At 33.8% G+C, this 13,408-nt stretch carries 17 protein-coding genes; 11 read left to right on the plus strand and 6 right to left on the minus strand.

Features of this window, described 5'->3' with window-relative positions:
- Window positions 1-18: 18 nt before the first annotated feature.
- A complete protein-coding gene (gene gcvH / locus AC1QSP_RS11530; RefSeq protein WP_322971120.1) occupies window positions 19-399 on the plus strand; it encodes a glycine cleavage system protein GcvH in 381 nt (126 codons plus the stop codon).
- Window positions 400-457: 58 nt separating this feature from the next.
- A complete protein-coding gene (locus AC1QSP_RS11535; RefSeq protein ID WP_484078819.1) occupies window positions 458-763 on the plus strand; it encodes a VanZ family protein in 306 nt (101 codons plus the stop codon).
- Between the two features lie 17 nt (window positions 764-780).
- On the opposite strand, the gene nadE is transcribed toward AC1QSP_RS11535, so the two are convergent.
- Window positions 781-1,572 (minus strand): NAD(+) synthase, encoded by a 792-nt coding sequence (gene nadE, locus AC1QSP_RS11540; protein WP_484078820.1) that lies wholly within the window; start codon window positions 1,570-1,572, stop codon window positions 781-783.
- 109 nt (window positions 1,573-1,681) lie between these two features.
- Here nadE and gldB point away from each other — a divergent pair, with 109 nt between their 5' ends.
- From gldB to AC1QSP_RS11565, 5 genes are all read left to right on the plus strand, one after another.
- Window positions 1,682-2,734 carry a gliding motility lipoprotein GldB gene (gene gldB, locus AC1QSP_RS11545; protein ID WP_484078821.1) on the plus strand — a complete coding sequence of 351 codons (1,053 nt, stop codon included), beginning with the start codon at window positions 1,682-1,684 and terminating at the stop codon, window positions 2,732-2,734.
- Between the two features lie 18 nt (window positions 2,735-2,752).
- Complete coding sequence (gldC, locus tag AC1QSP_RS11550; RefSeq protein ID WP_484078822.1) at window positions 2,753-3,079, plus strand: gliding motility protein GldC; 327 nt, start codon at window positions 2,753-2,755, stop codon at window positions 3,077-3,079.
- A gap of 95 nt (window positions 3,080-3,174) precedes the next feature.
- Complete coding sequence (locus AC1QSP_RS11555; RefSeq protein ID WP_322971111.1) at window positions 3,175-4,491, plus strand: TolC family protein; 1,317 nt, start codon at window positions 3,175-3,177, stop codon at window positions 4,489-4,491.
- A 57-nt stretch (window positions 4,492-4,548) separates the two neighbouring features.
- Window positions 4,549-5,223, plus strand: a complete 675-nt coding sequence (tsaB, locus tag AC1QSP_RS11560; protein WP_484078823.1) for a tRNA (adenosine(37)-N6)-threonylcarbamoyltransferase complex dimerization subunit type 1 TsaB — start codon at window positions 4,549-4,551, stop codon at window positions 5,221-5,223.
- Window positions 5,224-5,230: 7 nt separating this feature from the next.
- On the plus strand, window positions 5,231-5,620 hold the full coding sequence (locus AC1QSP_RS11565; RefSeq protein ID WP_322971108.1) for a DUF423 domain-containing protein: 390 nt from the start codon (window positions 5,231-5,233) through the stop codon (window positions 5,618-5,620).
- A gap of 66 nt (window positions 5,621-5,686) precedes the next feature.
- Here AC1QSP_RS11565 and AC1QSP_RS11570 read toward each other — a convergent pair whose 3' ends face one another.
- Window positions 5,687-6,187, minus strand: coding sequence for a hypothetical protein (locus tag AC1QSP_RS11570; protein ID WP_484078824.1), 501 nt, complete (start codon window positions 6,185-6,187; stop codon window positions 5,687-5,689).
- A gap of 153 nt (window positions 6,188-6,340) precedes the next feature.
- Window positions 6,341-7,003: a YceI family protein gene (locus tag AC1QSP_RS11575; RefSeq protein ID WP_484078825.1), complete on the minus strand. Its 663-nt coding sequence runs from the start codon at window positions 7,001-7,003 to the stop codon at window positions 6,341-6,343.
- Between the two features lie 145 nt (window positions 7,004-7,148).
- On the opposite strand from AC1QSP_RS11575, the gene AC1QSP_RS11580 reads away from it, so the two are divergent.
- The gene (locus tag AC1QSP_RS11580) at window positions 7,149-8,135 is read left to right on the plus strand and encodes an ABC transporter ATP-binding protein (RefSeq protein WP_484078826.1); all 987 of its coding nucleotides are present in this window, start codon (window positions 7,149-7,151) and stop codon (window positions 8,133-8,135) included.
- Window positions 8,136-8,167: 32 nt separating this feature from the next.
- Here AC1QSP_RS11580 and AC1QSP_RS11585 read toward each other — a convergent pair whose 3' ends face one another.
- The 3 genes from AC1QSP_RS11585 to AC1QSP_RS11595 are packed head-to-tail and all read right to left on the minus strand — an operon-like array spanning window position 8,168 to window position 10,959.
- Window positions 8,168-8,944: an alpha/beta fold hydrolase gene (locus AC1QSP_RS11585; RefSeq protein WP_484078827.1), complete on the minus strand. Its 777-nt coding sequence runs from the start codon at window positions 8,942-8,944 to the stop codon at window positions 8,168-8,170.
- Between the two features lie 4 nt (window positions 8,945-8,948).
- Window positions 8,949-9,674 (minus strand): pyridoxine 5'-phosphate synthase, encoded by a 726-nt coding sequence (locus tag AC1QSP_RS11590; protein WP_484078828.1) that lies wholly within the window; start codon window positions 9,672-9,674, stop codon window positions 8,949-8,951.
- A 4-nt stretch (window positions 9,675-9,678) separates the two neighbouring features.
- Window positions 9,679-10,959 (minus strand): mechanosensitive ion channel family protein, encoded by a 1,281-nt coding sequence (locus AC1QSP_RS11595; RefSeq protein ID WP_484078829.1) that lies wholly within the window; start codon window positions 10,957-10,959, stop codon window positions 9,679-9,681.
- Between the two features lie 72 nt (window positions 10,960-11,031).
- Between AC1QSP_RS11595 and AC1QSP_RS11600 the strand changes: the two genes are divergently transcribed.
- The 3 genes from AC1QSP_RS11600 (at window position 11,032) to nusA (ending at window position 13,371) form a co-directional block, all read left to right on the plus strand.
- Window positions 11,032-11,520, plus strand: coding sequence for a DUF456 domain-containing protein (locus tag AC1QSP_RS11600; RefSeq protein ID WP_484078830.1), 489 nt, complete (start codon window positions 11,032-11,034; stop codon window positions 11,518-11,520).
- A 135-nt stretch (window positions 11,521-11,655) separates the two neighbouring features.
- Window positions 11,656-12,120, plus strand: a complete 465-nt coding sequence (gene rimP, locus AC1QSP_RS11605; RefSeq protein ID WP_322971095.1) for a ribosome assembly cofactor RimP — start codon at window positions 11,656-11,658, stop codon at window positions 12,118-12,120.
- A gap of 15 nt (window positions 12,121-12,135) precedes the next feature.
- Window positions 12,136-13,371, plus strand: a complete 1,236-nt coding sequence (nusA, locus tag AC1QSP_RS11610; RefSeq protein ID WP_484078831.1) for a transcription termination factor NusA — start codon at window positions 12,136-12,138, stop codon at window positions 13,369-13,371.
- The last annotated feature ends 37 nt before the right edge of the window (window positions 13,372-13,408 follow it).

Below are 13,408 nucleotides of genomic sequence, written 5' to 3' on the forward strand. Positions count from 1 at the left end.
AACAATAAACAGACAATTATGAGCATTCCAAACAATTTAAAGTACAGTAAAGATCACGAGTGGGTTTCTGTAGATGGTGATATCGCAACAATCGGAATTACTGCTTTTGCACAGGGTGAATTAGGAGACATCGTTTATGTTGATGTTGAAACTGAAGGAGAAACTTTAGGAAAAGAGGAAGTTTTTGGAACAGTTGAAGCTGTAAAAACGGTTTCTGATTTATTTATGCCTGTTTCTGGAGAAATTATCGAATTCAACGCTGAATTAGAGTCTCAACCAGAATTAATCAATACAGATCCTTATGGAGCTGGATGGATCATCAAAGTAAAATTAGAAAACGCATCTGAACTTGACGAGTTATTAGATGATGCGGCTTACGGTGATTTAATCGGTGCATAATAAGATAAAACAAATTATATTTTATAGTTATTTGGCATTGGTGTTTTATCTAACACTGATGCCAGGTAACCAATTAAAATCCATTGATCGTGCAGGATTAGGAGAATATCTAAATTTTCCACATTCGGATAAATTAGTCCACATGTGTATGTTTTTCGGTTTAGCATTTTTATATGCGTACTTAAAAAGACACAGCATAGCACGAATGTTTTTCGTTCCAGTCTCAATTAGTTTTTTAATTGAAATCTTACAAGGCATAATGCCTTATGGACGAACATTTGATTGGCTTGATTTACTGGCCAACAGCATGGGAGTAACATTGGCTATAGCACTTGTTATAGGCATAAAAAAAGCGAAGATTTAAACTCTTCGCTTTTTTTATTATTTATATTCAGCCGGTATAACACACACCGGAATTGGAACCATTTTATGTTGATTGATTCGATTTAATCTCGAGTAAATGTCAAACACTTCTTTTTGTCGCCCTTCAAACTCTTCGGATTGATATCCACTTTCTTTCATGGTCATTGCCCATTCTAACTCATCGTAAGAAGCACCCAATTGATCTTCGTCGGAACGATCATCCCCAAATAAACCGTCGGTTGGTTTAGCTTTTTGAATTTCTGTATTAATGCCTAAAAAAGCAGCAATTTCATAGACTTCAGATTTCATTAAATCCGCAATAGGACTCAGGTCAACACCTCCATCCCCATATTTGGTATAAAATCCTACACCAAAATCTTCCACCTTATTTCCCGTTCCAGCTACCAAATAATTATGTAATCCTGCAAAGTAATAAAGCGTTGACATTCGAAGACGAGCACGTGTATTGGCTAAGGCTAAGTTGACTTTGTCGGTTGTTTCGGTCGGAGGCAATGCGGCTACTAAAGCATCAAAAGTATTCGTCAATTCAACTTCAATTGAATCAATAGGAGTTTCAAATTGAGTTTTTAACCATTCGATGTGACGTTTGGCACGATCGGCTTGATTTTTTTCTTGATGAATCGGCATTTCTAAATTTAGAAGAGGATATCCCGTCATGGCACATAGCGTAGAAGTTACCGCAGAGTCAATACCGCCCGAAATTCCAATCACAAAACCTTTCTGATGCGATGTTTCTAAATAGTCTTTTAACCAAGAAACAATATGTTGTACAACTTTTTCTGTTTGCATGAGTATGTGTTTTATACCCAAATATAAACATACTATCTCTTAATACGTGATAATTACGATTCGATTTAAGGATTAATTATTATTTTTGTTTGCTAAACAGAATAACACGATGAAGATAATTTATAGCATTGCAATAGTTTTTTTATTGATGCTAAGTTCTTGTAAAAAAGAACGCACTTGGGATGTAGATACTTCTGGAGTTCCTGTAGAACTAACGATTCACGATATTAGTAAACGTTTTTTTGATCAGACAATTCCATTAGATCAGTTAAAAAAGGATTATCCATTCTTTTTTGATAATTCATCAGACAGTATTTGGAACGAACAACGCAAAGATGTATTTGAAGTAAATATTTATCAAGAGGCACTAAAACAATTCGGAGATTTTAAACAATTGGATCAAGAATTAACGCCAATTTTTAAGAAGTATAAATATTATTTTCCGGAATATGAAACACCTAAAGTGTTTGTTTATTCCTCAGGATTACAAAGTTTGGATTATCCTGTGATTTATAGTGCTCCCGACCAATTAATGTTTATTGCGATGGATGGCTTCTTAGGAGAGAAAAGTAAATTATACGATAGCATTCGTGTCGAAAAGTATTTGCGTCGTAACATGTATGTGGAGCGTGTCCCTTCGGCTGTGGTAAGTGCAATTGCCGAAAATATCGTGACTTATTCGCCAAGACAACAAAAATTCTTAGACATCGTATTATACGAAGGGAAAAAGCTGATTTTACAAGATGCATTACTTACAGATACACCAGATGAATACAAAATAGGATATACACCTGAACAAATGGCATGGTGTGTGGAGAATGAAGGAAATATCTGGAACTATTTTGTAGAACAAAATTATGTGTTCAGTGATGATCGTACATTAGAAAAACGTTTCTTAAAAGTGGCACCTTTTTCTAAGTTTAACAATGAAATTGAACAACAATCACCAGGTCGTATTGGTGCATGGATCGGTTGGCAAATTATCCGTAAATACATGCAAGAAAATCCTGAAGTTAAACTTCAAGATGTCTTGTTAGATATGGACAGCCAAAAGATTTTACAAGCTTCTAAATATAAGCCAGAAGCCAATGGTGCATCGACCGTAAAATATAAAACAAAGAAAAAAGAAGGTGTAGATGAGTTATACCACTATGCCGAATAATTGTATAAAAGTTAGATTATGAGAAAAACAAATATTTCAGTTGAGATCGAGTTAGATGAGAATCACGTTCCAGAAACAATGTCTTGGAATGCACCAGATGGAGGAATTAACAACGAAGCAACGAAAGCCATGTTATTATCAGTATGGGATGATAAAGCAAAAGAAGCTTTACGTATCGACTTATGGACGAAAGATATGACACAAGATGATATGAAACGTTTCTTCCACCAAATTTTCATTTCAATGTCATCGTCTTATCAAAGAGCAACAGATGAAGAAGATGTAGCACAAAAAATTGCAGCTTTCGCGGAAGAATTTGCTTACGCATCTAAAATCAAAGGATAAGAATTAATCATTCAAAAAAAAAATAAAGTCGAATTTCGTCACAAATGTGTTAGAAGTTCGACTTATTTTTTACATTTAAGTCAATAATAGATTTTATGAAGAAAATTTTTCTTTCCATCGTTTTGTTGTCGAGTGGTTTTCTTTTTGCGCAAGAGAAATGGTCCATTGAAGAATGTATTTCTTATGCGGCAAAAAATAACTTGACCATTCAGAATAATCAATTGAATGAACAATTATCGGCTAAAAATCTCGAACAAGCCAATAACAATTGGTTGCCAACGGTTTCGGGATATTTAGACAATAATTTTTCCATCGGTTCATATAACCCTTTAATTGAAGATGGATATTATCAATTTTCGAATAGTTTCGGAGTACAATCTCAAGTCAATTTATACAGTGGAGGAATTGTAAAATTACAAAAAGAGAAAGCTTCGATTGATTTAGATGCTGCAGCAATTCAAACCAAAACCACGTTAAATGATATTTCAATACAAGTAGCGAACTATTATTTAGCCGTTTTATTGAATCGAGAGTTGAAAACGGTTGCGGAAGGAAACTTAGATATAGCAAAGCAATTGTTGGATCAGGCGCGCAAGAAATTTAATGCAGGGACCATTGCAAAAGCCGAATTGGTTCAAGCAGAAGCCGAAGTCGCATCGAACATTAAAAACATTACTGATGCCCAAATTGAGATTGATCGCTCCCTATTTAACCTTGCAATGTTATTGCAGTTACAAGATTACCGTGATTTCAATGTCGAAGAAGTTTCTTTACCCGATCAAATTGGAAAAGAGTTATATGATTTAGATGAGGTGCTAAAAATTGCTTATGCATCTCAACCTGCAGTGTTATTGGCAGAAAAGAATATCGAATCTGCCCAAAAGGCAACTGAAATTTCAAAAACATATCTGAAACCTCGTGTGACCGGAAATTATAGTTTAGGGACAAACTATATGGATTACTTTAATAAAGGTTTAAATCAAGATGCATGGCTAAGACAATGGCGTGAAAATATCGTGAACGTCATTGGAGTGGGGGTTTCTTTTCCGATATGGAATCAATATTCTAATAAAATCAATATTCAAAAATCCCTGATCAATGAAGATATTGCGAACAATACCTACTTACGCGAGAAACAGCAAGTCTTACAAAATGTACAATCTGCATTTTTTGAAGTGAATTCGTCTTATGCTTCTTTTGAGGCTGCACGAGAGGCAGTTCGTTATGCGGAAATTTCTTTTGATTTTGCCCAAAAATCCTATCAAGCAGGTAAAATTAATTTGTACGATTTTAACCGTTCACGTAATGATTTGATGATTGCGCGTTCACAAATGCTACAAGCAAAATACAATTATATTTTCAAGCAGAAAGTATTGGATTTCTATGCAGGAGTGCCAATTCGTTTAGATTAAAAGGAATATGACGAATTAGATATTTCACATCCTCTAATTTTGAATTATCTTTGTTCCATGGCAACGATTTTAAATATAGAAACTTCAACAAAAAATTGTTCAGTTTCGATTGCTAAAGGAAATGAGCTTCTTTGTTTAGTAGAGGAAGCAGATGAAGGATATGCACATGGTGAGAAATTACATCAATTCATCGAGTGGTGTGCTGAAGGAGCGAATATCAGTTTAAAAGATATCGACGCAATCTGTGTGTCTAAAGGACCAGGTTCTTATACCGGATTACGTATTGGAGTTTCTTCTGCCAAAGGATTAGCCTATGGATTAGATGCAAAATTATTGGCCATTAATTCTTTAGCGATTTTGAAAGAATCTCAAATCAACAAAGGATTTGATTTGATTATTCCTATGATTGATGCACGTCGCATGGAAGTATATACTGCCCTATATGATGGTGAAGGAAACGAAATCTCTTCTACGGAAGCCAAAGTCATTGACGAAACATCTTTTGAAGAGTTAAAAGGAAAGAAAATAGTGTTTGTAGGTGATGGGGTAGAAAAATGCCAAGAAACTTTAGCACATTTGGATGCAACATTTGTACAAATGTATCCATCTGCTAAAGATATGATTCGACTTTCAGAGGAGCGATTTACGCAACAATTATTTGAAGACATCGCGTATTTTGAACCTTATTATTTAAAAGACTTTGTCGCATTAAAAAAGAAAACAGATAAATAAAATAGTCATGAAAAATATAGTTTTAACCATCGCAGCATTTTATGGAATGTCATCCGTTATTTTAGGCGCGTTTGGAGCTCATGCTTTTAAAAAGTTTTTACCAGAAGAAAAATTAGCAAGTTTTGAAGTTGGTGTTCGTTATCAAATGTATCATGCGATTGCGTTATTGGCTATAGGGTTATTTTTTAGTTTTTCGAATGGAATGGAAAGGTCAGCCGCATGGTGTATGATGATTGGTACTTTTATCTTTTCTGTAAGTATCTATTTCTTATCTTTTGCGGATCATTGGGGAGTAAATTTAAAATTTTTAGGACCAATTACACCTCTTGGAGGATTGTTAATGTTAATTGGTTGGGGAATTTTGATGGTTTACTTCATGAAAATGAAATTCAATTAAATATAATTATAAAATGAAAAAGGCACTTTCTACTGGAAAGTGCCTTTTTGGTATCATGAATAATAATTATTCGTACTCTTCTTCGTTAAATTCGAATCCTTCGAAAACACAATTTACTTCAAATTTGATGTCACCATCTGTTTCTTCTGTAAAGTCTTGAACGCTTCCCGTCCATTTTAAAGATAGAATTCCATTCTCATTAATCGAGAAATCTAATACATTATCTACTGCTTCATAATCACCTTCCGATACATTTAGAGAAGTGTAATATACTTCATGTATTTCACCGTCTTCATCCTCTTCTTCAGTAAACCCGTAAGGAATAGAAATTGTTTTACCTGTTAATTCTTCAGTAGAAGCAACATCCATTGGAAAATCATCAATGTATAAAGATAATTGAGGATAATCGTTTTGGAGAGAATCATCTTCCACATGATCTAATTCGTCGGTTGTATGAATTTCGATTAATAAAACTTGTTTATCACCTTGATAAACGACCTTACAAAGGCTTTTTTCGATATTGTAATTAAAGGTTTCTTCTGGATGGAAGAACTTAATTGTTTTCATTTTAATGTAACAGTAAATAATATTGTAACACGAATATAAAGAACATGAATTAATTATCATAAAAAAATAAATATTTATTTTCTATCCCAAAAGGGCACAAAAAAAAGAGTTCTCAACGAGAACTCTTTCAGGATGATATAAATTATAATTCGATTATTGTGCTTTTGCAGTTAAATCAACTTGTAATAAAACTTCGTCTTTGATGATTGATCCACCACCACCTGTGAAAGTGATTCCGAAATCTTTACGGTTGATTCCAAATTCTTCTGATTTGATCGTTACGACATCATCAGCGACAGTAACATTCGCTTTGAATGTAACATTCTTAGGTGTACCACGGAAATCTAAGTTTCCTGAAATTTCTGAATTGTAGTCTCCACCTTCAATAGCTTTAACACCTGTAATTTCAAACGTTGCAGTTGGGAATTTTTCTACATCTAAGAAATCAGCAGCTTTTAAGTGTCCATCTAATTTCGCTTTTGTTTCAGGATCAGCATCTAAATCTTTTGATTCAAATGTTGTAAAATCGGCTACAAATTTACCTGATTCTAAAACACCGTTGTTTGCTGTAACTGTTCCTTCTTTTAATTTTACTACTCCCCAGTGTCCTTCTTCTGGTTTGTTGATGTCTTCAAATGTTTTTCCTCCTTTCCAGTTTACAGTAGATGCTTCTACATCAGCAGCGTACGTTTTTGCTCCTTCAGTTGCAGTTGCAGATTCTTGCGCTTCTGTAGCGTTTACAGTTTCAGTTTTTCCTCCACAAGATGTTAATGCTACTGCAGAAACAACGGCTAAGCTTAAAAATAATTTTTTCATAACTATTGATTAATTTTTTTTTGCTAATTTATCTGTTTAATTTAGTTTCCACATTGACCTATATCAATATAGAAAACTTATTTTTGTTGTTAAATTTAATAAATCTAATTAATACTATAACAATTAAACCCATATCTCAACACAAATGTTAGACGTTAAAAACTTAAGCTTCCAATACCCTCATGCAACCAACAAGGCTCTAAATCAAGTATCCTTTGCTGTAAATCAAGGCGAAATTATAAGTATTATTGGAGAAAGTGGAAGTGGAAAATCAACGTTGCTAAAACTCATTTATGGTTTAGAAGATTTTATAGAGGGTGAAATCTTTTGGGGACAAAAAAAATTGTTAGGTCCTGCATTTAATATTATTCCAGGACACAAAATGATGAAGTATGTTGCGCAAGATTATGACTTACTTGATTTTGTGACGGTCGGGGAAAATGTAGGAAAATACTTAAGTAATTTTGATTTAGAAACGAAACAAAGCCAAATTGATGAAGCATTGCGTGTTGTAGAAATGCTCGATTTAAAAGATGAATTCCCCAATAAATTAAGTGGTGGACAACGCCAACGAGTATCTATTGCAAGAGCGCTGGCTCAAAAGCCGGAAGTTCTACTATTGGATGAACCTTTTTCTAATTTGGATCAAACACTGAAACTATCCATTCGCGAACGAATTTTAGATTGGTGTAAGCTGCATCACATCACCGTTATTTTTACAACGCATGATTTAGAAGATGCCTTATATACTTCGGATCGAATCTTAGTGCTTCAAAAAGGTAGAAACTTACAATTTGAAGAAGTTGAAAAGATTAGAAATAAGCCTTACAACAGTTATGTGGCCAAACTTTTTGGATTTGTTAATCTTTTAGAAGTTGGAATATTCAATCATTTGAAATTAAATGAAATTGATAAATTAAATTATTTTCAATTGGTCTATCCGGAAGAAATTTGGGTGCATGATGATGGGGAATTTATGGGAGAAATCATTGATTGTAAATTTCAGGGAAGAGATTATTTAATTCGTTTTATATCTAATGGACAAAAAATGGTTTGTTATTTTCCCTTTAAGTTTAAAGTAGGGGCTAAATTTAAATTTTCCGTTCCTGTAGATCGAATCATAAAAGCATAAAAAAAACCGAGCAATTTGCTCGGTTTTTTTATTTATTGTTCTAAAAATTCTAAAATTGCTTCAATAAAATCTTTTGGATTTTCAGCATGTAACCAGTGACCAGCATTGGCAATGGATTGAATTTTTGCCTGTGGAAATTGTTTCTTAATAATGAACTCATCTTCCGGCAATATATAATCCGATTTCGCACCTTTTAAGAATAACGTTGGACCGTTAAATACTCCTTCTGCCAAAGGTTTTCCTACCAAATCTTCATAATGTTCACGCAATACAGGAAGATTGAAACGGAATGCATATTTACCGTTTTCGGCATGGTAAACGTTTTTTAATAAAAATTGACGTACTCCAACTTCTTGGATGTATTGGCTTAAGGTTTCTTCCACATCTTTACGAGAAGTAATGGTTTCAAAGTCTACTGATCCTAAAGCTTTGAAAATGGCATTATGATGAGGTTGATAGGCTTTTGGTGCCATATCAGCAACAATCAAATGGTCTAAACGTTCAGCGTAACGCATGGCAAAATCAATAACAATTCGCCCACCCAATGAGTGCCCTAATAAATGAGCCTTTTGAATGCCATGAGCGTCCATGTATCGAAGAATATCATCACTCATCGCTTCAATCGAGCTTTCATTCGAATGAAAACTACGACCATGATTTCTTAGATCAACCAAATGGGTCGTGTAGATTTCACCAAATTGTCTTCCGTGGGTATTCCAATTGTCTAACTGTCCAAATAAACCATGAAAGATAATAAAGTGTTGAGATCCAGAACCAATAATTTTACTGTGTAAGATGGGTGTTTCCATAAGACTATAAGTTTGCGACTTCGATTTTTCTCAAGTAAGCTTGTACGGTATTTTCTAATCCCATATATAAGGCCTCTGAAATTAAAGCATGACCAATTGAAACTTCTGCAATCTGAGGAATTTGTTCGATAAAATATTGAATATTTTCTAAACTTAAATCATGACCAGCATTTACCGCTAAACCATGTTCGATAGCTAATAAGGCTGTTTCTTTATATGGTTGAATGGCGTTTAAATTTCCTAAAGCATATTGTGTAGCAAATTCTTCCGTATATAATTCTATGCGATCAGCTCCTGTTTTTGCTGCCGCTTCCACTAAAGATGGATTAGGATCTAAGAAAATTGAAGTTCGAATTCCAGCTTCTTTAAAGGTTTTAATCACATCAGTTAAATAATCTTGATATTTAATGGTATCCCAACCCGAATTTGATGTAATAGCATCTTCAGCATCAGGAACTAAAGTCACTTGTTCAGGTTGATTGGCTAAGACCAATTCCATAAAACTATCAATCGGTTTACCTTCGATATTAAATTCAGTGGTTACCACAGGTTTTAAATCGTAAACATCTTGGTAACGGATATGGCGTTCATCTGGACGCGGATGGATGGTAATTCCTTGCCCACCGAACTCTTGGATTTTGATTGCCGCTTCAATTAAATTAGGCGTGTTACCACCACGTGCATTACGGATGGTAGCGATCTTATTTATATTAACACTAAGTTTTGTCATTTTGCTATGATCTGTTGTTTGTTTTTATATCTGTTGCAGAAATCGACTGCATAATTTGTAAATCAAATTTACGACAAGCGGTATACAAATGATCAAATATATCAGATTGAATACGCTCAAATTCAAAATTGTTGGACGATTTTGCGAAACATCCTATTTCCAAAGGCATTCCTTCCATTGTAACAGGTAATTGTCGTATAATGATGGGATCATATTGTGATACCGTAGGAATACTTTTTAAGTAATTTTCAACATAAATTCGGAACACGCCAATATTGGTCAATTGTTGACCGTTAATGTCAATGGTTGAATGTTCGATCTTTTGATTATGAATTTTAATTTCTTCTCGTTTATTGACAATATATTGTTTTAATAAAGCAATGTTTTCATAATTGTCTAACATTTCATCAGAACAAAATTTAAACGAATTGACATTAAACGAAATGGGACGTTTTATTTGTCGGGTACCACTGGCCATCATAGGCATATGGTTGGTCACTTGAGAGGTAACAACATCTACCGTAGGAATTGTAGCAATGGTTTTATCAAATTTTTCTATTCGAACCAGATTGATGTTGATCTCACGGACGATTCCTTCGACATTTCCTTTCGATAAGGTTACCCAATCTCCTACTTTGATGACTTTCGAATAGGCAATTTGTAGTCCTGAAACAAAACCAAAAATAGCATCTCGAAATATTAATAAAACAGCAGCTGTCATCGCTCCCAAAACAGTAATAATGGTAGAAGTATTTACCGTAAACAAAATCATTACTCCAGCAATGATGGAGAAGAAGGTAATCACAAACTTCATCATTTGCCCAAAAGTGCGGACCCCAACCGTGGTATAACTGTTATCTTCGTTATAAATGTAAATGATGGTGTTAATAATTCGGAAAATCAATTGTGTAAAAACAATCAATAAGGCAAGTTCAGTTACTCGTTCGATCAAAAATAAAATCGCTCCATTGTTTTTAAACAACAGAAAATTCATTTTCGAGGCAAAAGAAAGAGTAATCAGATGAATAAATGAAACAAACCCTTTGTGGATGTACAATGCTTTAATCCAAGATAAAGAAGTTTTGTTGGCTAATTTCTTTAAAAGTGGAATCGAGATCGAACGCAAAAAGAAATTAATCGCAAAAAGTATTGCGACCCAAGAGATTATCTCTATTGCTGTAAAAAGATTTTCGGATAAATCAATTTTAAACTGATCATTAAAAAATATTTTTACACTGTCTGCAAACTCTTGGTAAAATGATTTATCTTGCAATAGGTTCTTCATTTATAGGAGAAAATAATTCGTCGTACAAAGGTACATTTTGTTCGTTGTATAAAGTTAAAATAAAATATAAATATGGACGATTCGATCATTAACCTTATTTCTGGAATTTTAATTCTTATTGGATTTGTAGGGGTTATTCTTCCAGCATTACCCGGAGCACCCTTAGCATTGATAGGAATTCTCGTATTCAAATTATTCAGTGGTGATTGTAGTTTTGGATGGGAAGTCATAATCATTGCAGGTCTATTTGTCATCATCGGGGCTATTTTGGACTACGTACTACCGGTAGCACTCACCAAGAAATTTGGTGGAACTAAATATGGTGTATGGGGATCCATCATCGGATTAATTATCGGATTTTTCTTTCCACCCATCGGATTTATTATTGGTCCATTTGTAGGAGCGCTTTTGGGTGAATTATTTTTCGCAAAAAAAGAATTTAATCTTGCTTTAAAATCTGCATTTGGTTCATTTGTTGGCTTTTTGGTCACAACGGGATTTGATTTAATTCTCTGTTTAGTCCTTTTTGGATTATTTATTTGGGATATTTTTATCAATTAAACCAAAAGATAAATGAAAATAAATCAGATAAATAGTAATCAATTAGGCTGTTTAAAAAATAATTCCTAAATTTGCATAGAATTTTAGAAGAACTAAATGGAGGAGGGCTGGTTATAGCTCTCTTTTTCGTTGTATATGGATTCAAATAAAGTAAAACAATTAATAGAAGAAGCAATCGCTGAAAATCCAGCATTGTTTTTAATCGACTGGAAAATTTCACCGGACGATAAAATTTCCATCTTAGCAGATGGAGATGAAGGATTATCAATCGAAGAAATTGTTCGTATCAGTCGATACGTAGAACACAATCTGGATCGAGAAGAATGTGATTTTGCGTTAGAAGTTTCTACACCAGGAGTTGGTTCTCCACTTGTGATGCCACGTCAGTATAAGAAAAACATTGGTCGTTTATTGGAAGTAACATTAAAAGATGATACGAAAATCGAAGGCGAAATCGACGATGCAGACGATGAAGGTGTAACATTATGGTGGGAAACACGTGAGCCAAAACCTCTAGGAAAAGGGAAGGTAACTGTAGAAAAAGAACAAAAAGTTAATTACACTGAGATCAAAAAAGCGATCATCAAAGTAACATTTTAATAAACTAAATGTAAAATGGACAATCTTGCATTAATCGAGTCTTTCGGAGATTTTAAAGACGACAAAAATATTGACCGTATTACGTTGATGAAGATTTTAGAAGAAACTCTTCAAAGCGTTTTAAGAAAGAAATATGGTTCTGATGATAACTTCGATATCATCGTAAATCCTGATAAAGGAGATTTAGAGATCTGGCACAACCGTATCGTGGTTGAGGATGGTTTCTCTGAAGACGATGCATTAGAAATTGAATTGGCAGAAGCACGTAAAATTCAACCTGATTTTGAAATTGGTGAAGAAGTATCTGAACTTATTCCAATCGAATCATTAGGGCGTCGTGCGATTTTAACTTTACGCCAAACGTTAATTTCTAAAGTGATGGAGCATGATAACTCTAACTTATACGAGAAATTCAAAGGAATTATCGGAGAAGTAGTTTCAGGTGAAATTCACCATGTTCGTCACAAACACGTAATTATCTTAGACGAAGAACAAAATGAAATGATTTTACCAAAAGAAAATCAAATTCCATCAGACTTCTTCCGTAAAGGTGATACGTTAAGAGCTGTAGTAGATGATGTAAAATTAAGGGGGTCTAAACCTCAAATTATTTTATCTCGTACTTCTCCTAAGTTCTTAGAAAAATTATTTGAACAAGAAATTCCAGAAATTTTTGATGGATTAATTACCATTAAAAATGTAGTTCGTATCCCTGGTGATAAAGCAAAAGTAACTGTAGAATCATACGATGATCGTATCGATCCTGTAGGAGCATGTGTAGGGATGAAAGGATCTCGTATCCATTCTATTGTACGTGAATTACGTAACGAAAACATCGACGTTATCAACTATACAAACAACATGAGCTTGTTAATTACACGAGCTTTAAACCCTGCGAAAATTTCTAAAATCGAAATTAACGAAGAAGAAAATAAAGCATTAGTATACGTTGAAGCAGAAGAAGTTTCTAAAGCAATTGGTAAAGGAGGATATAACGTTCGTTTAGCTTCTAAATTAGTTGGAATGGAAATTGATATTTTCAGAGAAGGAGTTCAAGACGAAGACGTTGAGTTAACTGAATTTAGTGATGAAATTGATGCGTGGGTAATTGATGCCTTCAAAGCAATTGGACTAGATACAGCGAAAAGTGTTTTAGAGCAAGATGTAGATGATTTAGTGAAACGTACAGACCTTGAAGAGGAAACAATTCAGGATGTAATTAACATCTTAAAATCAGAGTTTGAAGATTAATTGTCTTTAAATCATAAACAATTCGTAAATTTGCAAA

Source organism: Faecalibacter sp., assembly GCF_057177045.1.

Coding starts and splice junctions, on each gene's coding strand:
- gldC (WP_484078822.1), top strand. CDS start 2,753: ATGAGAAAAACAAATATTTCAGTTGAGATCGAGTTAGATGAGAATCAC.
- rimP (WP_322971095.1), top strand. CDS start 11,656: ATGGATTCAAATAAAGTAAAACAATTAATAGAAGAAGCAATCGCTGAA.
- AC1QSP_RS11570 (WP_484078824.1), bottom strand. CDS start 6,187: ATGAAAACAATTAAGTTCTTCCATCCAGAAGAAACCTTTAATTACAAT.
- AC1QSP_RS11575 (WP_484078825.1), bottom strand. CDS start 7,003: ATGAAAAAATTATTTTTAAGCTTAGCCGTTGTTTCTGCAGTAGCATTA.
- AC1QSP_RS11555 (WP_322971111.1), top strand. CDS start 3,175: ATGAAGAAAATTTTTCTTTCCATCGTTTTGTTGTCGAGTGGTTTTCTT.
- AC1QSP_RS11590 (WP_484078828.1), bottom strand. CDS start 9,674: ATGACAAAACTTAGTGTTAATATAAATAAGATCGCTACCATCCGTAAT.
- AC1QSP_RS11580 (WP_484078826.1), top strand. CDS start 7,149: ATGTTAGACGTTAAAAACTTAAGCTTCCAATACCCTCATGCAACCAAC.
- nadE (WP_484078820.1), bottom strand. CDS start 1,572: ATGCAAACAGAAAAAGTTGTACAACATATTGTTTCTTGGTTAAAAGAC.
- AC1QSP_RS11595 (WP_484078829.1), bottom strand. CDS start 10,959: ATGAAGAACCTATTGCAAGATAAATCATTTTACCAAGAGTTTGCAGAC.
- nusA (WP_484078831.1), top strand. CDS start 12,136: ATGGACAATCTTGCATTAATCGAGTCTTTCGGAGATTTTAAAGACGAC.
- AC1QSP_RS11565 (WP_322971108.1), top strand. CDS start 5,231: ATGAAAAATATAGTTTTAACCATCGCAGCATTTTATGGAATGTCATCC.
- gldB (WP_484078821.1), top strand. CDS start 1,682: ATGAAGATAATTTATAGCATTGCAATAGTTTTTTTATTGATGCTAAGT.
- gcvH (WP_322971120.1), top strand. CDS start 19: ATGAGCATTCCAAACAATTTAAAGTACAGTAAAGATCACGAGTGGGTT.
- tsaB (WP_484078823.1), top strand. CDS start 4,549: ATGGCAACGATTTTAAATATAGAAACTTCAACAAAAAATTGTTCAGTT.
- AC1QSP_RS11585 (WP_484078827.1), bottom strand. CDS start 8,944: ATGGAAACACCCATCTTACACAGTAAAATTATTGGTTCTGGATCTCAA.
- AC1QSP_RS11535 (WP_484078819.1), top strand. CDS start 458: ATGCCAGGTAACCAATTAAAATCCATTGATCGTGCAGGATTAGGAGAA.
- AC1QSP_RS11600 (WP_484078830.1), top strand. CDS start 11,032: ATGGACGATTCGATCATTAACCTTATTTCTGGAATTTTAATTCTTATT.